20 protein-coding genes are annotated in these 18,592 nt (G+C 73.9%); 11 read left to right on the top strand and 9 right to left on the bottom strand.

Features of this window, described 5'->3' with window-relative positions; all coding sequences use genetic code 11:
- Positions 1–1,194: alpha/beta hydrolase family protein (locus BU198_RS03100; RefSeq protein ID WP_188295261.1), on the top strand; the 1,194-nt coding region annotated here is incomplete at its 5' end.
- A 36-nt stretch (positions 1,195–1,230) separates the two neighbouring features.
- On the opposite strand, the gene BU198_RS03095 is transcribed toward BU198_RS03100, so the two are convergent.
- The 3 genes from BU198_RS03095 to BU198_RS03085 all read right to left on the bottom strand — a co-directional run bounded on the left by BU198_RS03095 (position 1,231) and on the right by BU198_RS03085 (position 3,668).
- Positions 1,231–2,310, bottom strand: coding sequence for a Fic family protein (locus BU198_RS03095; RefSeq protein WP_188295260.1), 1,080 nt, complete (start codon positions 2,308–2,310; stop codon positions 1,231–1,233).
- Positions 2,311–2,463: 153 nt separating this feature from the next.
- Positions 2,464–2,886 carry a tautomerase family protein gene (locus BU198_RS03090; RefSeq protein ID WP_188295259.1) on the bottom strand — a complete coding sequence of 141 codons (423 nt, stop codon included), beginning with the start codon at positions 2,884–2,886 and terminating at the stop codon, positions 2,464–2,466.
- A 74-nt stretch (positions 2,887–2,960) separates the two neighbouring features.
- Positions 2,961–3,668, bottom strand: coding sequence for an SDR family oxidoreductase (locus BU198_RS03085; protein WP_223243854.1), 708 nt, complete (start codon positions 3,666–3,668; stop codon positions 2,961–2,963).
- A 150-nt stretch (positions 3,669–3,818) separates the two neighbouring features.
- Here BU198_RS03085 and BU198_RS03080 point away from each other — a divergent pair, with 150 nt between their 5' ends.
- From BU198_RS03080 to BU198_RS03060, 5 genes are all read left to right on the top strand, one after another.
- A complete protein-coding gene (locus BU198_RS03080) occupies positions 3,819–4,454 on the top strand; it encodes a TetR/AcrR family transcriptional regulator (protein ID WP_188295258.1) in 636 nt (211 codons plus the stop codon).
- Positions 4,455–4,488: 34 nt separating this feature from the next.
- The gene (locus tag BU198_RS03075; RefSeq protein ID WP_188295257.1) at positions 4,489–5,223 is read left to right on the top strand and encodes an HAD family hydrolase; all 735 of its coding nucleotides are present in this window, start codon (positions 4,489–4,491) and stop codon (positions 5,221–5,223) included.
- Between the two features lie 83 nt (positions 5,224–5,306).
- Positions 5,307–6,065, top strand: coding sequence for an alpha/beta fold hydrolase (locus BU198_RS03070; protein ID WP_188295256.1), 759 nt, complete (start codon positions 5,307–5,309; stop codon positions 6,063–6,065).
- The gene (locus BU198_RS03065) at positions 6,058–6,516 is read left to right on the top strand and encodes a MarR family winged helix-turn-helix transcriptional regulator (RefSeq protein WP_188295255.1); all 459 of its coding nucleotides are present in this window, start codon (positions 6,058–6,060) and stop codon (positions 6,514–6,516) included. Before BU198_RS03070 ends, BU198_RS03065 begins: the two co-directional genes overlap by 8 nt.
- A 51-nt stretch (positions 6,517–6,567) precedes the next feature.
- A complete protein-coding gene (locus BU198_RS03060; RefSeq protein WP_188295254.1) occupies positions 6,568–6,999 on the top strand; it encodes an SRPBCC family protein in 432 nt (143 codons plus the stop codon).
- Between the two features lie 405 nt (positions 7,000–7,404).
- Here the strand turns inward: BU198_RS03060 and BU198_RS03055 are convergent, their stop codons facing one another.
- Together BU198_RS03055 and BU198_RS03050 are read right to left on the bottom strand one after the other, a co-directional pair.
- Complete coding sequence (locus BU198_RS03055) at positions 7,405–8,865, bottom strand: purine-cytosine permease family protein (protein ID WP_188295253.1); 1,461 nt, start codon at positions 8,863–8,865, stop codon at positions 7,405–7,407.
- A gap of 234 nt (positions 8,866–9,099) precedes the next feature.
- Complete coding sequence (locus tag BU198_RS03050) at positions 9,100–9,750, bottom strand: GNAT family N-acetyltransferase (RefSeq protein WP_188295252.1); 651 nt, start codon at positions 9,748–9,750, stop codon at positions 9,100–9,102.
- A gap of 237 nt (positions 9,751–9,987) precedes the next feature.
- Between BU198_RS03050 and BU198_RS03045 the strand changes: the two genes are divergently transcribed.
- On the top strand, positions 9,988–11,259 hold the full coding sequence (locus tag BU198_RS03045; protein WP_188295251.1) for a hypothetical protein: 1,272 nt from the start codon (positions 9,988–9,990) through the stop codon (positions 11,257–11,259).
- 267 nt (positions 11,260–11,526) lie between these two features.
- Positions 11,527–12,285 (top strand): dienelactone hydrolase family protein, encoded by a 759-nt coding sequence (locus BU198_RS03040; protein ID WP_188295250.1) that lies wholly within the window; start codon positions 11,527–11,529, stop codon positions 12,283–12,285.
- Between the two features lie 71 nt (positions 12,286–12,356).
- Here BU198_RS03040 and BU198_RS03035 read toward each other — a convergent pair whose 3' ends face one another.
- Entirely contained in the window at positions 12,357–13,337 is a 981-nt protein-coding gene (locus BU198_RS03035) for a helix-turn-helix domain-containing protein (protein ID WP_188295249.1), read from the bottom strand.
- 341 nt (positions 13,338–13,678) lie between these two features.
- On the opposite strand from BU198_RS03035, the gene BU198_RS03030 reads away from it, so the two are divergent.
- A complete protein-coding gene (locus BU198_RS03030; RefSeq protein WP_188295248.1) occupies positions 13,679–13,954 on the top strand; it encodes a hypothetical protein in 276 nt (91 codons plus the stop codon).
- Between the two features lie 126 nt (positions 13,955–14,080).
- On the top strand, positions 14,081–15,592 hold the full coding sequence (locus BU198_RS03025) for a hypothetical protein (RefSeq protein ID WP_188295247.1): 1,512 nt from the start codon (positions 14,081–14,083) through the stop codon (positions 15,590–15,592).
- 88 nt (positions 15,593–15,680) lie between these two features.
- Here the strand turns inward: BU198_RS03025 and BU198_RS41785 are convergent, their stop codons facing one another.
- The 3 genes from BU198_RS41785 to BU198_RS03010 all read right to left on the bottom strand — a co-directional run bounded on the left by BU198_RS41785 (position 15,681) and on the right by BU198_RS03010 (position 18,082).
- Positions 15,681–16,112, bottom strand: coding sequence for a hypothetical protein (locus tag BU198_RS41785; RefSeq protein WP_223243853.1), 432 nt, complete (start codon positions 16,110–16,112; stop codon positions 15,681–15,683).
- A gap of 447 nt (positions 16,113–16,559) precedes the next feature.
- Entirely contained in the window at positions 16,560–17,381 is an 822-nt protein-coding gene (locus BU198_RS03015; protein WP_188295246.1) for an alpha/beta fold hydrolase, read from the bottom strand.
- Positions 17,382–17,419: 38 nt separating this feature from the next.
- A complete protein-coding gene (locus BU198_RS03010; protein ID WP_188295244.1) occupies positions 17,420–18,082 on the bottom strand; it encodes a DUF4097 family beta strand repeat-containing protein in 663 nt (220 codons plus the stop codon).
- Between the two features lie 289 nt (positions 18,083–18,371).
- Here BU198_RS03010 and BU198_RS03005 point away from each other — a divergent pair.
- The coding region (locus tag BU198_RS03005) for a helix-turn-helix domain-containing protein (RefSeq protein ID WP_188295245.1) at positions 18,372–18,592 on the top strand (221 nt) is incomplete at its 3' end.

Below are 18,592 nucleotides of genomic sequence, written 5' to 3'. Positions count from 1 at the left end.
CCCTTGCCCGGCCGTCTGCCCGGCTCTCCGCCCGGCCGTCTGCCCGGCCGTCGCGGTGTCCTCGGGGCGCTCGCCCTGGGCGCCGCCGCCGTCGCCTCCGGCGCCGGGCCCGTACGCGCCGACGGCGTGCCGGGGCCCCGCCTGAGCCTGCCCGCGCCCACCGGCCCCCACCCCGTCGGCACCGCCCACCTGTACCTGAGCGACCCCGCCCGCACCGACGCCTGGGCCCCCACGCCGCGCCCGCGCGAGCTGCGCGCCCGTCTCTGGTACCCGGCGGCCCCCGGCGCCCGCGGCCCGTGCGCGCCGTGGATGAGCCCCGCCGAGACCGCCCACCTGCAAGCCGCCTACTTCGCCGTCCCCGGTGCCCGCCTCACCTGGCCCGCCACCCACGCCCGCCCCTGCGCGCCGGTGGACCGCGGCCGCCGCCACCCCGTGGTCCTCAACTCCCACGGCTCCGGCGCCGACAGCTCCTTCAATACCGTCCTCGCGGAGGAACTCGCCTCCCACGGCCACGTCGTCGCCGCCGTCGACCACACCTTCGACGCCGGTGAGGTCGAATTCCCCGGCCACCGCCTCGAAGTGCGCGACAAGGCCCGGGTCCAGGCCATGACCGACGCCGGGATCGTCGCCTACCGCGCCGCCGACGTACGCCTCCTGCTCGACCGCCTCGAACGCGGCCCGCTGCCCGCCGGCCTCGACACCGCCCTCGACCTCGACGCCGTCGGCATGTTCGGCCACTCCATGGGCGGCGCCACCACCCTCCAGGCCCTGCACGACGACCCGCGCATCCGCGCCGGAGCCGTCCTGGACGGCCCCCTGTTCGGCACCGCCGCCACCGCCGGCCTGGACCGCCCCCTGCTGCTGATGGCCTCCGCCTGGGACAGCCCGGCCCGCGACGCCATGTGGGACACCCTGTGGCCCCACCTGACCGGCTGGCGCCGCCGCCTGACCCTCACCCGCTCGGGCCACCTCTCCTACTGCGACCTCCAACTCCTCGTCCCCCAGGGCCAGTCCGTCTTCGCCTGGCCCGCCGACCAGCTGGAGCACTTCCTGGGCACCGGCGACCCCCAGCGCGCCGTCGACGCCCAACGCGCCTTCCTCACCGCCTACTTCGGCCTCCACCTGCGCGGCATCCCCGCCCCCCTGCTGGACGCGCCCACACCCCGCTGGCCCGAGATCCGCTTCGACGCCTGAACCCGCCGCGCCGGCCTCCCGCGCGGGGGCCACCTGCTACCCGGCGGTATACGGGTTGACGATGGTGTGGTGCCGGTGGGCGGTCGCCAGGACCTCCTGCGGAAACCGGGGCCCGGCGATGTAGTGACGGCCCTTGGTCTGCCCCACCGCCGTCAGCAGTTCCGCCTTGGTCAGGGCCTGCAGGTCCCGCGTCGCCTGCTGGGTGTTGATCGCTTCGGCCTTCTCGTAGCGCGAGCGGCGCACCCTCCCCACCATTGCCACTTCGTGCAGAGCGGTCGTCTGCCGCTCGGTGATCCCGTACCGGTCGGCCGCCTCGATGAGCTGGGTCCAGCAGCCGTTGGACCGGTCGACGCGGCGCTGGACCCGCTGCGTCTGCTGGTGGTACGCGAGGAGGTTGAACCTGATCCACGGCAGGGTGTCCCGCTGGGGTGACCAGACGGGACCGCCGACCTCGCGCAGCACCTTGTAGTACTCCCAGGTGTTGCCGGGCATCCCCAGCCACTCCTCGATCGAGGAGAACTCGGGGGCGAGGACTCCGCCCCGGGCGATCAGGAGGGTCTGCAAGGAGCGGGACATCCGGCCGTTGCCGTCCGACCAGGGGTGGATCTTCACCAGGTTGAGGTGGGCCATCGCGGCCCGTACGAGGACGTGGCTGTCGAGGTCGCCCTCGTTGAGCCAGTCGACGAGTTCGCCCGTCAGGCCGGGCAGCAGTTCGTGGTCCGGTCCCTCGTAGTCCGTGGCGAGCTCATCACCGGGGGCGGCGATCCGGATGGCCGTCCTGCGCCACTGCCCGGCGGTCTTGAGCGGGTGGTGGTGGCCCTGGAACATCCAGTGCAGGGCGTTGAGGAGTTCCTTGCTGTGGCGGAAGTCGGCGGCGTCGTGGAGGGACTGGATGTAGGTCATGGCCTGCTGGTAGGCCAGGGTCTCCTTCTTGTTCTCGTCACTGGCCTCGACCTCGCGCTCGCCGTCCATCAGGTCGGCGACGTCCCTCGCATCGACCCGGTAGCCCTCGATGGTGTTCGAGGCGGCGATGGCACTGGCCGTAAGGGCCTTGCGCAGGTCGGACGTCCACTTCATCGGGGCCTGCTGCACCGCGTGCCGCAGCCGGTCGCGCATGGAGTCGACCTGCTCCAGGACCTGATGGTCGACGGAGTCGAGGCGGGGGGTCTGATACGGCCGTGCAAGGGCCGTCGCATGCCCGCGCACGGCGGAGCGGGAGGCCCGTGGTGACGGGCCTCCCGCTCCCGGATCCGTCCCGGAGGCGGGGGATCAGTACGGCACGGGCCGGTTCTCGCGGACCCACAGCCGTTCGGCCTCGCTGCCGGACGGGGGCGGGGCGATGCCGTCCGTCATCCACAGGTCCTGGGGCGTCTCGTCGATGTGGAACTCGCAGTACAGGCCGCGCCCGGTGGTGTGGGGCGCGAGGAGGGCGGCGAGCGCCTCGCGGGTGTGGCGGCGCGCCTGCGGGTCCGCGTTGTGGCGGGCGATGTGCTCGACCGTGATGCGCACCGCGGTGCCGGTGGGTTCGCCGCCGACGTGGAAGGAGTCGGCGGCGACCTCGTGGAAGAGGGTCATGACGTAGAACTCCGGCAGCCCGACGCGGGTGTAGAACCCGGTGATGTCGCCGGAGAGCCGGCGTTTCTGCTCGGGGGTGTAGGCGCCGGGAGGGTGGTAGACGTGCCACAGCGGCATGGGATGCGCTCCTGGGTGTCGGTGTGCTCGTGGGTGCGGTGCGGTGCGGTGTGGTGCCGTTCGGGGTGCGGCGGTCAGCGGCCGATGCGTACGGCCAGGCCCTCCACGGGCCCGGACAGGGCGGCCTTGAGGGCCCGGGTGGCGTCGTCGACGAGCACCTCGCTGTCGCCGCGCGCGAGGGCGTCCAGGACGGCCCGCGCGACCTCGGCCGGCGGGATCTTCTCGACCGGGACGGCCGCGACCATCTCGGTGTCCGCGAAGCCCAGGTGCACGCCGAGGACCTGGGTGCGCTGGGCGGCGAGCTCCAGGCGCAGCGAGTTGGTCAGCGACCACAGCGCTGCCTTGGACGCCCCGTAGGCCCCGGAGCCCGAACCCCAGGACAGCAGCGAGTGGATGTCCACCAGCGCGCCGCCGCCGCGCGCGGCCAGCACCGGCGCGAACGCCCGGGCGATGCGCAGCGGGCCGAGGACGTTGGTCTCGAAGGTGGCCCGGATCCCGTCCAGGTCACCGGTCAGCAGCGGCGCCGGGTACAGGACGCCGGCGTTGTTGAAGACGATGTCGACGTCGCCGGCGAGGGCGGCCGCGGCGGCCACCGAGGCGTCGTCGGTGACGTCCAGGGCGAGGACCTCCACCCGCAGGTCCTGGCCGGCGCCGGGGGAGGGGGTGCGGGCGGTGGCGTAGACCTTCCCCGCGCCGCGGGCCAGCAGTTCCCCGACGAACGCCCGGCCCAGGCCGCGCAGGCCTCCGGTCACCAGGACGGTGGAGCCTTCGATCACGGTCATGTGCGTCTCCTTGCTCTTTGGGCGGCGCCGGCCGTTGCCTGGCGGGCGCCGCAGCATTTAGATTATTACCATCATCTAAACCGGATGGGAAAGTAGGCACACCACACCGGCACACCACACCGCCGACCGCCGGAGGAAAGGAGCCACGGCATGCCCCGCGTGTCACGCGCCGAGGCCGAACGCAGCCGCAGCCGCGTCATCGACCACACCGCCCGCCTGATCCGGGAGAAGGGCACCGGCCAGGTCAGCGTCCCCGAGGCGATGGCCGCCGCCGGCCTCACCCACGGCGGCTTCTACCGCCACTTCACCTCCAAGGACGACCTCCTCGCCCAGGCCCTCGCCGCCGCCTTCACCGAACGCCGCGAAGCCATGGAACAACTCGCCGACCAGCCCCCCGCCGGACACACCCCCCGCGACGAGTTCCTCGACCGCTACCTCTCCCCGCTCCACCGCGACCACCCCGGCCACGGCTGCGCCGCCGCCGCCCTGGCCGCCGACGCCGCCCGCACCGAACCCGGATCCCCCCTGCGCACCGCCTACACCGCCGGACTGCGCGAACTCCTCGACACCCTCGCCGCCCTGACCGACGGCGCCGCACTGCCGGACGGCCCCGCCCTGCCCGACGGTGCCGCCCGACAGGACACCCTCGCCGACCTGTCCACCATGGTCGGCGCACTGCTCCTCGCCCGCGCCAGCGACGACGACACCCTGTCCGCGGAACTCCTGACCGCCGCCCGCCACCGCCTGACCACCGCCCGCGCGGACAACGGCCAGGCACCCGCGTAGCGCCGTACGGAACCGGGAACGGAAGGACCCCCACGTGCCGACCGGGCCGATCACCGGCGTGCTCTTCGACGTCGACGACACCCTGTACGACTACACCGGCTCCGAACGGGCCGGCATCCTCGCCCACCTCCACCACCTCGACCTGCTGCGCCGCTTCCCCGGCCCGCAGGCGGCGGTGGCGCTGTGGCGCGAGGTCATGGAGGAGCAGTACGCGCGCTTCCTGTCCGGCGAACTCACCTTCGCCGGACAGCAGCGCGAACGCACCCGCCGCTTCCTCGCCCGCCTCGGCGAGGACACCGCCGCCATGCCCGACGAGACGGCCGCCGCCTGGTTCGCCGGCTACACCGCCCACCGCGACGCCGCCCAGGCCGCCTTCCCCGACGCCGGCCCCGTCCTCGCCGCCCTCGCCCCCACCCACCGGCTCGGCATCGTCTCCAACTCCTCCACCGCCCACCAGCGCCGCAAACTCCACGCCACCGGCCTGCTGCACCACTTCGACGACACCGCCATCGTCTGCTCCGACGAACACGGCGAGGCCAAGCCAGCCCCCGGCATCTTCCTGGCCGCCTGCGCCCGCCTCGGCCTGCCCCCGCACCGGGTCGCCCACGTCGGCGACAACTACGACCTCGACGCCCTCGGCGCCCGCGACGCCGGCCTCCACCCCTTCTGGCTCGACCGCACCGCCTCCCGCCCCGCCACCGCCCCGGCCGGCGACGGCATCCACGTCCTGCACTCCCTGGCCGACCTGCTCCCCGCCCTGCGGGCCTGAGCCCGTACCCACCCGTCCGGTCCGGACAGCTCGACGCCCCCAGTACATATGTCACGACACATGTGTTGTGTAACATGTCCGATATGAGTACTTCAGGGAAAACCCCGACCCTGGTCTTCATCCCCTGCTTCTCCGGCGCTCCGTGGAGCGCCGAACAGCTCGCCCCCTACGGCCAGGCCCCCCGGCGCACACTGCGCCTGCCCGAAGGCGCCGACGACATCGAGCGCTACGCCGACCACGTCCAGGACGCCGTCGCCGACCTCGACGACTACGTGCTCGTCGGCGACTCGTTCGGCGCGAACATCGCGCTCGCGCTCGCCACCCGCCGCCCGCAGGGCCTGCGCGCTCTGGTCCTGTCCGGCGGATTCGCGGCCAACCCGGTCGACTCCAGGCCGTGGAAGGCCCTGATGCGGGTGATCGGCAAGGCCCGCGGCCCGCTCTACACGCAGCTGACACTGCGAGCCCACGCCCACCGCCTCGCCTCCCCGTTCGACGGCGAGGGACAGGTGCCCTGGAGCGAGGCGCGCAGCCGCGAACTGTTCCTCGCCAACACCCCGGCCGCCTCCTTCGGCGCGCGCGTGCGGGCCGGCCTCACCGCCGACTACACCGACGCGCTCGGCCGGGTCCGGGTCCCGACCCTGATCCTGTCCCCCTCGCACGACGTGCTGATCGGCGAGGACGCCTCCAGGATCATGCTCGCGGGCATCCCCGACGCCCGGGAGGTCGTACTGCCGCGCACCGGCCACATGTTCCGCTTCTCCCACCCCGCCACCTACGCCGCCGCGGTCCAGGACTTCCTCACCGCCGCCCTGCCGGGATCCCGGGCGGGCACCGGTGCGTGAGGCCGAACACCTGCGGTTCGCGATCCTGGCGGCCCAGCGCGAAGGCAACCGGCTGCTGATCCAGGCCCTCAAACCCCACGGCATCACCCCGTCACAGGCCGAGGTGCTGCGCCTGCTCCAGCAGCACGGCACCCTGAGCCTGAGCGGGCTCGGACAGCTCCTGGTGTGCGAGAGCGGCACCAACCCCAGCCGGCTGGTCGACCGCGTCGTCGCGGCCGGACTGGTCGAGCGCCGCACCGACACCGACGACCGCCGCTACCTCCACCTCAGCCTCACCGCCGAAGGCCAACGCCTGGCCACCGAGGTGGCCGGCATCGAGGAGTACCTCTACGCCTCGATGGACGCCGCCTGCGAGGGCCTGGACACCGACGCGATGCTCGCCTTCCTGCACAACTTCATCGACCCCCTGCCCTCGGGCCAGGCCCTCAACAAACGCCTCGGCCTCGACTGACGCCACGCCCCCACGGGACCCGCCGGCCGCGCGCCCGGCGAAGGAGCGACCATGCGGTTCGAGAACACCCTGACCATCCACGCGCCCGCCGACGAGGTCTTCGCCCACCTCGCGCGGCCCGAGAACCTCCCACGCTGGAACCACGCGCTCGACCGCACCGAGCAGACCTCCCCGGGACCGATCGGCGTCGGATCGACCTACCGCCAGACCCGCACACTCCCGCGCCCGGCCGAGGAGCACTTCCGCATCACCGAGTACGACCCCCCGAACCTGCTGACCGCGGAAGGCGACTTCGGCCCGCTCACCGGAACCACCACCTACCGGCTGACCCCACTCGACCGGCACACCACCCGGCTGCTCAACACCGTCCACCTCACCGCCTCCGGAGCCCTCAAGGCCGTCGCCGCGGTCGCCGGCCCCCGGATCAAGCGCGCGGTCGCGAAGAACCTCGACGTCCTGAAAGACATCCTCGAAACCCGCTGACCCCCTGCACCCCCGACATCCAACGTCGGGGAACGGCCCGTCGGCTCTCGACCGCAGACCCGAATTCCGATCACCGGATCGACGCACTACCGCGGGCCGGGGCGGACCGCCACAACATCCACGTCGACACCGCGAGCGGCGCGAAGGCCTCCCGCCCGGCGACACACCGAAGATCACCGGGCTCGACCGGCTCCCCGGCTCCGCCTTCCATCGTGGGCCGGCCCCCGCCCCGCGTGAGAAGTCGGCCCGGCCGACTTCTCGTGCGCGGGTGGCCTCCTCGCTGGGCGCCGGGCTTGCTCCCGTACGGGCCGGGCGGCGTCGGCGGGGGCAGGCGCGGCCGGGAAAGCGGACCGCCCGGTGGCCGGCTCGATGGAGCGGGCGACCGGGCGGTCCGGGGGCGTGCGGTCAGACGGTGACCCGTTCGGCGCGCTGCGCCGGGACGTCGGCGGGGGTGTTCTCCCGGGGCGTGGGGAGCACGGCCATGATCACGGCGGAGATCACGATGGTCGCCGCCCAGGCGAGCCCGTACCGGCCGACGGGGGTGTCGGAGAACGGGCCGGCGAACCAGTCGCACTTGGTGAAGGCGAGCCCGATCAGCAGCGCGAGCACCCAGGAGACCATCGCCTGCCAGCAGAAGCCGCCCTTGTACCAGTACCGGCTGTTCCTGCTGGTGTCCATCAGCGCGGCGGCGTCGTAGCGCACCGCGCGCGAGCGGCGCCGGAACATGTCCACCGCGTAGACGCCGATCCAGGCCGAGAAGGAGACGGCGAGCAGGATCAGGAAGGTGATGAAGGAGCCCAGGAAGCTCTTGGCGACCAGCATCAGCAGCAGGCCGCCGACCAGCGAGATCACGGCGTTGATGCTGACGGCCATGGCGCGCGGCAGCTTCACGCCCATGGTCTGCGCGGTGAAGCCGGCCGAGTACATGGAGAGGCTGTTGATCAGCAGCATGCCCACGATCGCGGTCAGCAGGTAGGGCACGGCCAGCCAGGTCGGCAGCAGGTCACCGAGGAAGGAGACCGGGTCCGCGGCCTGCGCCAGGCCGGGGGAGGCCACCGCCATCACGGCGCCCATCAGCACCATCGGCACCATCACCAGGCCGGCGCCGGAGACCGTCACGCCGACGATCTTCCGGCCGGAGGCGGCGTGCGGCAGGTAGCGGGCGAAGTCCGGGCCGGTGGGGACCCAGCTGATGCCGCCGGCGGCGATGGTCCCGATGCCGGCGATCATCATCGCGGTGGTGCCCGCGGGCTTGGAGAAGACCTCGCTCCAGTGCATGGTCGCGACCAGGTAGCCCAGCACCAGGACGCTGAAGACGCCGAACAGGTACGTCGACCAGGTGTTGCAGACGTTCAGCGCCTTGCGTCCGAGGCCGGAGACCAGGAAGGTGCAGGCGACGAAGGCGAACAGCGTGATGACGATCAGCGCGGTGTTGCTCCTGACGCCGAAGAGCAGGTCGAGGACGGTCAGCACCGCGTAGGCGCCGGTGACGGCGTTGATCGTCTCCCAGCCGAACCGGGCGACCCACAGGATCGCGCCGGGGAAGAGGTTGCCGCGCACGCCGAAGGTGGCCCGGGAGAGCGTGGCACCCGGGGCCCCGCCCCACTTCCCGGAGACCGACAGCACGCCGACCATGCCGAAGGAGGCGAGCGCGGCGCACGCGGCGACGATCAGGACCTGCCAGAAGTTCAGCTGGTTGAACACCACCAGGGCCGCGCCCATGGTGAGGAGCAGGACGCTGATGTTCGCCGCGACCCAGGTCGGGAAGAGCTCGCGGACTCTGCCCCGGCGTTCGTGGTCCGGGACGGGTTCGATACCGCGGGTCTCTATCGCGCCGCCGGTTTCGGCGGTGGACGGGTTGTCCATGAGGGTGGCTCCGTGCGTGTGAAGCGGCGATGAAACGGGCAAATGGAACATTTATGGAACTCTTCGCGCGTAGCGCGGGGATTGAGTCATCCTACTTTGTCCGCTTCGCCTCCCGGCCTGGGCCGGAGCCCTCCGGAGGCGGGGCCGAGGCGTGTCAGGGACGGGACAGGCCGGTGGTGCGGGAGGCGGGCCTCCCGCACCACCGGTGCCGCGGGACCGGGAGCGGTGCTCCGGTCAGGCGGTGGCGCCGAACAGGGCGCGGGAGGCGTCGGTCAGGCCGGTGACGGTGACCGGGGTGCGGGCGTGCTCGGCCCACGCCTCGGGGGTCAGGCGCAGGCGCTCGGAGACGACCACCCGCCCGTCCAGGACGTCGCGGTCGATGCCGTCGCCGCGGTAGCCGAGCCGGCGGGAGACGGCCAGGGAGGCGTGGTTGTCGGCGAAGGAGAGCGAGGTCGCCGACTGGGTGCCGAGCTCGGCGAAGGCCAGGTGGAGCATCGCGGCGCGCATCTCGGTGCCCAGCCCCCGGCCCTGGTGCGCCAGGCCGAGCCAGGAACCGGAGACGATCTCGCGCCGCACGCCGAACTCCTTGGCGCGCATGTCCTGGATGCCCACCGGGCGCCCCTCGTGGAAGGCGACCAGGTTCAGCGCCCAGTCCTGCGGGCTCCAGCGGCCCAGCCGCAGCCAGTGCGACTGCGCCACGTGCCGGGCCCGTTCGGCGGGGGGCAGTTCGCCCCACGGCGTCAGGAACGGGCGGTCCCGGGGCAGGTGGACGCCGCGCGCGGCGACGCCGGCGACCTCGGCGAGTTCGTCCTCGGTGGGCAGGCGCAGTTCCAGGCGGGGCGAGGTCACGCGCAGCCCGTACAGGGGCCAGTGGTCGGCGATCATCGGGCCAGTGTGCCCAGCGGACGGGGCGGCGCGCACCGCCATTTCGGGGGCGCGCGCCGGAGGGGAGGCGCCGGGTGGATCGGGCGCGGTCCTCCTCCGGGGCGGCGAGGGCGGTCGCGCACCAGGTGGCCGGTCCCGCGGCGTGCCCGTCCGCGCGTTGTCGAAGAAGCCCTTCCGGCGATTCCAAACATGCGCAGCGGTGTTCAAATCGCCGGTTCCTGTTCCTATTCTCCGGTCATGGCTAACGGCGTGTTCCACACCGTGTACGGCATCGAGATCGACCTGACCCTGCCCGACCTCGGCGACCCGGACCGTCCCGGTCTGCTGGACGAGATCACCACCCCGATCGAGCGGCGCGAGCGCGAACTCCTGGAGTGCCTGGACCACCGTTCCGGCTCCTGCCGGGCCGAGGAGCACGGCCGGTCCCCGTGGATGACGATCCGTCGCCGCACGGCCGGCGGCCGCACCGGGTGGGTGGCCGCCCACCTGCCGGTGCGTCACACCCCCACGCCCGAGGAGAGCGCGAAGCACAAGGCGATGAAGGAGCGGATCGCGCGGGTCGCCGAGCGGCACGGTCTGCGCGCGGAGGTCGAGGCGCGTGCGACCGACGGGCGGGTGCGCACCGACGTCCTCGTCACCGGCGACCACGGCCGGCGGATCGGCTGGGAGGCCCAGTACGCGCCGATCAGCGCCGACACCGTCCGCCGCCGTTCCCGGGCGGCCGCCGAGCAGGGGATCGTCCCGCTGTGGGTGACCGACACCGACCGGTCCCCGGTCATCGGGCGGGCACCGTGGGCCAGGGTCGACGGCTTCGGCTGGAAGGAGATCGCCTCCCCGCTCGCCATGATGGTGCGTGCCGGGGTGCGCCACCTCCAGCAGTGGAAGTGCCTGCCGAGCAGCGAGCGGACCTGCCCGGACAACGGAGGCTCCTGCGGCCGGTTCCACGCCGGGTGGTTCCTGCCCGCGCTGTGCCTGCCGGCCAAGCCGCCCACCGAGGTCGACCGGCTCGTCGTCGCCAGCGCGGACGGCGAGTTCGTGCCGATGCGCATCCCCGGCCAGCGCGACCCGCGGGCCGTCTCCCGGATGTGGGTGCCCGCCGCCGACCGGGACCGCTGGCACGACATGTTCGGCCCCGCCGGCGACGAGAACCCCCCGCCCGGGCCCGTACCCGGGGGCGCCGGGACCGCCTGCACCCGCCGGGGACCCGACGCGTCCTGCCGCTACGGGGAGGAGACCCTCACCTTCGACGACCACCGCCCCCGGCGCGGCAACTCCGCCGGCACCGGCCTGCACACCTTCGACGAGGTGCCCGCGCGGCTGTTCAGGGTGCCGCCGCAGGGCCGCGGGCTCGACGTCACCGCCGCCCAGCGCGGCACCGCGGCCCTCGCGCACGGCTGCGAGCCCTGGCAGATCGGCCCGTGCGCCGGCTGCGGATCCCCGATCCACCGCTACGGCGGCCGCGGCGTCCACGCCTGCGCGGCGTGCCGGGCGAGGGTCGCCCGGGGGTGAGGCCCGGGACCGGGTGGGGCCCAGCGCCGGTGGGGACCGGGACCGGGTGGGGACCGGGGCCGGTGGGGCCCGCCCGGGTGCCCCGCGCTGACGTTTCGCCAGGCCAAGCCCTGTGGTACGTTCTGCGTCGCCGAGTGCGACCGCGACGAACCGCGGCCACGGACCGAGGAGGTGAGACCGATCAACGCAGTGACAGGTCGGGGCTCCCTCCCGTACGGAGGCTAGGGAGCGCCCGCGGACGGCAATCCCGAAAGGCGTGACCACGCCATGCAGTTCACCTCCCGTACGTCCACCGACGGCGTCACCGAGCGGCTCTTCACCCTCCCCGGTGTTTCCGGCACCGACGGCGGCGGCGTCCCCGGCGTCCTGTGGACCCCCGAGGGCGCCACCGGCCCGCGCCCGCTGATCCTCGTCGGCCACGGCGGCGGCCGGCACAAGAAGGCCCCCGGTGTCGTGGCCCGCGCCCACCGCTTCGCCCGCGAGGGCGGCTACGCGGTCGCCGCGCTCGACGCCCCCGGCCACGGGGACCGCCCGCGCAGCCCGCAACTCGACGCCGCCGTCGGCGAGTTGCGCAACCGCATGCAGAGCGGCGGGGACGTCAGCGCCGCCGTCGCCGCCCTGCACGAACTGCTCGCCGGCCAGAGCGTGCCCGAGTGGCGCACCGCCCTGGACGCGCTGCACCGGCTCCCGGACGTCGGCGAGCGCCCGGCCGGCTACTGGGGCGTCTCACTCGGCTGCGGCCTCGGCGTGCCCTTCGTCGCCGCCGAACCGCGGGTGCGCGCCGCCGTCCTCGGCCTCAACGGCGCCGAGACCTCCGCCGAGGCCGCCGCCCGGATCACCGTCCCGGTGGAGTTCCTGGTGCAGTGGGACGACGAACGCGTCCCGCGCGAAGCCGCCCTGGCCCTGTTCGACACCCTCGGCTCCCCGGACAAGACCCTGCACGCCAACCCCGGCGGCCACGGCGACGTCCCCGCCTTCGAACTCGACAGCGCCCTGCGCTTCTTCGCCCGCCACCTGGGCGGCTGACGGCTGACGGCTGGCGGCTGACGGCCGCGGGCCCCGGCGTCCCGCTCCCGGGCGCCGGGCCTGCGGCAGGCTCAGAGCCAGCCGCGGTGGGCGGCCCGCGCCCCGGCCTGGAAGCGGCTGGCGGCGCCCAGCCGGTCCATCAGGTCGGCCATCTGGCGTTTGACGGTGCGGGCGGAGACGCCGAGCCTGCGGCCCGCCGCCTCGTCGGTGTGCCCGGCCGCGGCCAGCTCCAGCAGGGTGCGTTCGGCCGCGGTGAGGCCCTGCCCGTCCACCGGGACACAGGCGCCGAACGGGTCGGCCACGGACCAGAGTTGGTCGAACAGGGCGCAGGCGACGGACAGCATGCCGGGGCTGTCCACCTCCAGGGCGCCGCACCGCGGGTCGGTCGGGTCCAGCGGGAGGATGACGACCCTGCGGTCGACGATCACCAGTGCGGCCGGCACGATCGGGACCGTGCGCAGCTGCCCGCCCAGCTCCGTGAGCCGGTGCGCATGGGCCAGGGTGCCCGGGTCGTTGCGGAAGCTCTCCCGGCAGATCGTCTTGACGGCGACACCCCGGCGCAGCGCCTGCTCGTCGAGCCGCGAGGAGGCCGCCCGTGCGTCGGGCCGGTGCGCGCCACCCGGGTCGAGCGAGAGGCACTCCGCGGTGGCGTTCGCGGCGAGCTCCTCCAGCCGGCCCCGCACGGAGTCGAGCCCGTCGAGCAGGACCGCGGTCTCCGCACGGTGGTGGCGGTGTTCGTCGTGCTCGGCCGCGAGCGTGGCGATCGCCGTCCGGGTCGCCTCGATCTGGCGCTGCCTGGCGGCGGCCTCGTCCTCGGCGGCGGCCAGCAGCGCCGACAGGCCGACCGCCGGGCTGACCGGCCACAGCGTCCCGTCCGCGTGGACCGAAGGTCTGAGCAGGGCCAGGTCCGCCAACTCGTCCAGAGCAGAACGTATCTGATGATCAGTCATTCCGGTGTCCCGGGCCAGGGTGGCCACGCTGCTCGCCGGATCGGCGAGGACCGCCTGATAGAGGCGTTCGGACAGGGTGGATAGACCGAGTAACTGAAGCATTCTGCCGCCCCCCGCGGTAGGTGCCGTGTGTCAGTCGTCGGACCAGTGTGCCCAGCGGCGGTGTCCCGGGCAAGACGGGTGCGGCATGTCCCGTTGGGGCCAGGCACGTTGGGGCCAGGCGCTGCCCGCTGACAGGGCGGCGCCGGTTCGGCAGGCTGAGGCAGGTCGGAAGCGCCGTCCCGGTGCCCGGGGCCGGGAGGCGCGGTCGTCCGGCATCCGGTCCACCGCGCATCGAACGGAGTCCGTCCATGCCCAGGATCGCCGGGTTGTCCCCTCGCCACCACCGCGCCGGTCCGTTGCGACGGCGACGGTGACGGTGACGGCTTCGGCTGGGGCTGACGTTGGGCGCGCCGGTCCTGCGCCTGACGCTGACCCAGCTCGTCGGCCCGGCCGCCGCCGCGGTCGCCCCGCAGTGGCTGACGGGGCACCTGTGGCGCCAGGCCCGGGCGGGTGACCGCCTGGAGCACGTGCGGGTGCGCGTCACACCCGGCCGGATCGGTGTGGCCCTGTTCCTCCTGGCCGCCGACGAGGCCGGGGCCCGCCGGACCGCACGGTTCCTCTGCACCAGGGCACTCGGCGAGGCCTACGAGCTGCGCGACTGGCGCCTCGCCGAGTAGCCGCGGGCAGCCGCGCCGCCGTCCCGTGCGCCCGCCCGTCCCGCTCCACCTCCGCTCCGCCGCTGTTCCGTACGGCCTCGGTTCCGCGAGGCCTCCGTCCCCGGAGAAACGGGAGAACCCTTCCTCATGACCACGCCGTTCCAGCGCGTCTCCGCGCCCGTCCAGGCCGCGCCCGTCCAGGCCTCGCTCGCCTCCCGCATCGACGGACCCCTCACCCGTTCCGAGGTGATCGAGCGGGCGCAGTACTGGGTCGACCACCAGCCGGGCCCGTACAGCCAGAACGCCTTCTCGCCCGGCCCGACCGGCGACCGCAAGTACCGCCGGGACTGTTCCGGTTACGTCGACATGGCCTGGCACACCGGGAGCGACCACTGGACCGGGAACCTGGGGAACGTGTCCCACGAGATCGCCCGCGCCGACCTGCGGGCCGGTGACATCCTCCTCGACGCGGTGAACCACGTGATCCTCTTCAACGCCTGGGAGGCGGACCACGTTCACTTCTCCTACTACTCCTTCGGCGCCACCCCGGTGAAGAAGGTCCCGCGGGCCTCGATCAAGGACTCCACGATCGACGACCACCCCAACGGCAACTACGTCGCCCGCCGCTACAGCAGGATCGTCGAGGACAGCCCGGCGGGCGGCGGGCAGATGATCGCCCGGCGTCACCTGGGCACGAGCGCCAGCCGTGCCCTGGAGTTCGTCGACAACGACGGCAAGGGCGGGGTGCGGACCAAGTACCAGACGGCGCCCAACAGCACCTGGGCCGGCTGGACCTCGCTCGGGGGCGCGGGGCTGGAGGGCGTCCCGGTGCTGGGCCGCAACGCCAACGGCACCCAGGAGATCTTCGTCCGCAGCACGGACGGGCGGATCATGGCCGCGCACCAGGTGGCGCCGAACAGCACCTGGTCGGACTGGGTGGACCTGCGCGGTGACGTCGTCTCCGACCCGGCGGTCGGGGCCAACGAGAACGGCGCCCAGGAGGTCTTCGCCCGGACCGCGGACGGGCGGATCGCCACCACGTGGCAGCTGCGGCCCAACGGCACCTGGCACGACTGGCACACCTTCGAGGGCGCGGGCTTCGTCGGCGACCCCGCCGTGTGCCACAACGCCGACGGCACCCTGGAGGTGTTCGCCCGGACCGCGGACGGGCGGATCATGGCCGCGCACCAGGTGGCGCCGAACAGCACCTGGTCGGGCTGGGTGGACCTGCGCGGTGACGTCGTCTCCGACCCGGTGGTCGGGGTGAACGAGAACGGCGCCCAGGAGGTGTTCGCCCGGACCGCGGACGGGCGGATCGCCACCACGTGGCAGCTGCGGCCCAACGGGACCTGGCACGACTGGCACACCTTCGAGGGCGCGGGCCTGGTCGGCAACCCCGCGGTGGTGCTCTGCCGCAACGGCAGCATGGAGCTGTTCGTGCGCGACGCCGCCGGCGCCGTGCTGAACATCCACCAGGTGGCGCCGAACAGCACCTGGTCGGGCTGGAGCCGGCTCGGTGGCGCGCTGGTGACGGACCCGGTGGTGGGGGAGAACGAGGACGGCCGGCTGGAGGTCTTCGGCAAGACGGCCTCCGGCGCCGTCAGCCACGCCTTCCAGAGCAGGGTGGCGAGCGCCTTCGGCACCTTCCGGGACCTGTGACGCGGCCGGAGTACCGGGCGGCACGGTCCGCCGCGCGCGCCGTCGGGCAGTCGAACGTGCTGCCCGGCGCCGCGCGCGGTGGTGGTGGTCAGGGCAGCCGGACGGCTTCGAGCCCGGCGTCGTCCAGCAGTGCTTCGATCAGGGCCGGGGGCCCGGCGACCTTGGTGGCCCACAGGTCGTAGTCGGTGCCCAGGAGCCAGGAGCGGTCCTCGGCCCAGAGGTTGGACGGGCTGAAGTGGGTCCGCGGGTTGTCGTACAGGACCCCGGCGTCGCCGAGGCGGCCCGTGCGGACGTGGGCGTGGTGGTAGTCGGCGTCCGCTCCGAGGGTCAGCGGGCTGTAGTAGGCCAGGCAGTGGGTGTCCGGGCCGGCCGGGCTGTGGGCGGCGAGGACGGCCGTCAGCCGGTTCCAGCTCTCGCGGTCCAGGCTGCCCTCGGTGGGCGGGAGGATGCCGAGCGGCCAGCTGCCCCGCTTCCTGACGGAGGGGAAGCAGGCGCGGGACGGCGCCGCCCCGTCGGGCACGGCCGGGTCGCCGGTGCGTTCGGCGAGTTCCGCCCAGCGCAGCCGCCGCCAGCCGGCGCCGGGGTGCCCGGCGCGGCCCAGGTCGCCGCCCGTGACGACGCCCGCCGCGTCGAAGTCGACGCCCGGCGCGATGAGTTGGGGCTCGGCGCGATGAGTTGGGGCTCGGCGCTCCCGTCGGCCAGGCGTGCCTGGCGCTCCTCGTGGTGGGAGAGTGCGGTCGGCCCCCGCTCGTGCTCGTACATGGCGTTGAGCACCCAGGCCGCGTCGGGCATCGCGGGCGGCATGAACCCGGTCAGGCCGTCGCCGCACAGCTCCGGCAGCCAGCCGGCGGCGGTGGGCGGGGCGGGCGGCCACAGGTCCGCGAGCGGGTCCGGTTCCTCGGTCATGCGTTCCATGATCGCAGTGCCCGGCCGCGTCGGCGGGGCGGGCGCCCGGTGGTTGGGGCCGTCAGTGGCCGGTCCCGGGGCGGTCGAGGGCGGCGACCGCGCGTACGGCGTCGGCGACGGCGCGGAAGTCCTTCTTCAGGATCGTGTCGTGGTTGGCGGCGACCTTCGCGCCGACCTCGACGTACGGGTTGCGCTCGGCCAGTGCCGGCAGGCTCGCGCGGATGACCTCCTGTTCGTCGCCGCGGCTGCCCAGCGACGTTCCCGAGGCGACCACGTACCGGGTCGGGACGGTGAGGGCGTCCAGGACCGGGCCCAGTTCGCGGGCGACCAGGCCGAGTTCGACGTTGCAGTCGGCCATCTGCCCGGGGGTCATCCGCGGGGTCAGGCCGGTGGGGCGCAGCAGGGCCATGACCGGGCCCCACAGCCGGAACTGGCGGCGGATGCGCCGTTCCAGGTCGTCGGTGAGCCAGTCGTAGGGCTGGGCGCCCTCGACGAGGACGGTGCCGACGGTGCGGCCGGGGTGGCGGGAGGCCCGGTGTGCGGCGACGAACGCGCCGTAGGACCAGCCGACGAGCAGCGCCCGGTCCACGCCGCGGGCGGCGAGGACGGCGTCGACGTCCCGGACGGCGGCTTCGAAGGAGTAGTCCGCGGAGCGCTTCGACCTGCGGCCGCGGGCTCGCTCGTCGTAGGTGATGTGCCGCCACCGGGGGCCGAGTTCGGCGATGACGCGGCGCCAGTAGCCCTGGGTGGCGAACTGGCCGTTGAGGTAGAGCACGGGCAGGCCGGGGCCGCCGGTGTCGGTGGCGGCCAGGGCGGTGTCGTCGACCGGCACCATGCCGGTCCAGGCGGTCGGGTGAGCCGGGGGTGGGGCGGTGTTCGTCATGTCGTCCCCCTGGAGGGTGTCGGGGCCCCGGGCCGGGGTCAGAGGCTGTGGGCGGTGATGTCGCCGTGGCTGGTGGTGGCGCGGATGTCGAGCACGGCGGTGCCGTCGTTGCGCAGGGCGTTGCCGATGCGGCCGTGGCCGGTGCCGGCGTCCAGGGCGGCGGAGACGCCGGCGGCGGCGCCGACCGTGATGTTCCCGGACTGGGTGGCCAGTTCGACGGTGCCGCGGTGGGCCTCGGTGATGCGGATGTCGCCGCGGGTGGTGCTGATCCGGGCGGGGCCGGCGAGCCGGCCGACCTCGACGTCGCCGTCGACGGCGGTCAGGTGCAGGCCCGCGGCCTCGTCGATCTTGGTCTGGCGGTACGCGCCCTCGAAGGCGATCTCGCCCAGGCGGCCGACGGCGCGCAGCTCGGCGGCGGCCGCCCTGCCCTCGACGGCGGAGTCGGCCGGCAGCCGGACGGTGACCTCCAGGGAGCCGGTGGGGCCGAGGAGCTGGTGGCCGGCGGGGGTGACGATCCGCAGGACGCCGTCGGCGTAGGAGACGGTGGTCCGTTCGGCGGCCTGGACGTCCCGGTTCTTGCCGGGGTCGGCGGGCCGGACCTCGACGGTGGTGTCGGTGCGCTCGGCGGCGATGAGCTGGACGCGGCCGCCGGGGACGTCCAGGACGGCGGTGATCGCGGCGGGGGTGTCGAACGTCTGCACGGTGGTCTCCCTGTACGGGTGCGGGTGGGGCCGGGACCCGGTTCGGATCCGCCCCGTCGGTGTTTCCGACATTGGAAACGCTACGTTGCTTTCAATGGGTCGGCAACTACTTCGTTGCGTCAGATCGGCGTCATTGCAGGTGAATGATGGGAAACTGTTGCAACAGGTGTGTCGGGTAATGCAACGGTGGTCGCCGTGATCATTGCAATGGATGGAGGGTGAACGCTATGGTGGGGGCGGCCGGGCGGCACGCTCCGGTGAGAACCCGCGAGAACCGAGGAGAAGCGCGATGCCGGGAGGCAGGCTCACCCAGCAGGAACGCCAGCAGATCGCGCTGGGGCTGGCCGACGGCCTGCCCTACGCCGAGATCGCCCGGCGCCTGGAACGTCCCACCTCGACCGTCACCCGCGAGGTGATGCGCAACGGCGGCCCCGTCGCCTACCGCGCCGACCTCGCCCACCGCGCCACCGAGCGCCGCGCCCAGCGTCGCCCGCCCGCCCCCTCCGGCGC

Origin of the sequence: Streptomyces sp. CBMA156 (genome assembly GCF_014596515.1) — a bacterium.
Taxonomy (GTDB): domain Bacteria; phylum Actinomycetota; class Actinomycetes; order Streptomycetales; family Streptomycetaceae; genus Kitasatospora.
This window is presented reverse-complemented; position numbering and strand designations above follow the sequence as displayed.

Bases quoted from the DNA above. Each gene is read 5' to 3' on its own strand.
- BU198_RS03025 (WP_188295247.1), top strand. From the start codon at position 14,081: ATGACCACGCCGTTCCAGCGCGTCTCCGCGCCCGTCCAGGCCGCGCCC.
- BU198_RS03040 (WP_188295250.1), top strand. From the start codon at position 11,527: ATGCAGTTCACCTCCCGTACGTCCACCGACGGCGTCACCGAGCGGCTC.
- BU198_RS03090 (WP_188295259.1), bottom strand. From the start codon at position 2,886: ATGCCGCTGTGGCACGTCTACCACCCTCCCGGCGCCTACACCCCCGAG.
- BU198_RS03045 (WP_188295251.1), top strand. From the start codon at position 9,988: ATGGCTAACGGCGTGTTCCACACCGTGTACGGCATCGAGATCGACCTG.
- BU198_RS03035 (WP_188295249.1), bottom strand. From the start codon at position 13,337: ATGCTTCAGTTACTCGGTCTATCCACCCTGTCCGAACGCCTCTATCAG.
- BU198_RS03015 (WP_188295246.1), bottom strand. From the start codon at position 17,381: ATGACGAACACCGCCCCACCCCCGGCTCACCCGACCGCCTGGACCGGC.
- BU198_RS03070 (WP_188295256.1), top strand. From the start codon at position 5,307: ATGAGTACTTCAGGGAAAACCCCGACCCTGGTCTTCATCCCCTGCTTC.
- BU198_RS03095 (WP_188295260.1), bottom strand. From the start codon at position 2,310: ATGCGCGACCGGCTGCGGCACGCGGTGCAGCAGGCCCCGATGAAGTGG.
- BU198_RS03060 (WP_188295254.1), top strand. From the start codon at position 6,568: ATGCGGTTCGAGAACACCCTGACCATCCACGCGCCCGCCGACGAGGTC.
- BU198_RS03085 (WP_223243854.1), bottom strand. From the start codon at position 3,668: ATGACCGTGATCGAAGGCTCCACCGTCCTGGTGACCGGAGGCCTGCGC.
- BU198_RS03080 (WP_188295258.1), top strand. From the start codon at position 3,819: ATGCCCCGCGTGTCACGCGCCGAGGCCGAACGCAGCCGCAGCCGCGTC.
- BU198_RS03050 (WP_188295252.1), bottom strand. From the start codon at position 9,750: ATGATCGCCGACCACTGGCCCCTGTACGGGCTGCGCGTGACCTCGCCC.
- BU198_RS03055 (WP_188295253.1), bottom strand. From the start codon at position 8,865: ATGGACAACCCGTCCACCGCCGAAACCGGCGGCGCGATAGAGACCCGC.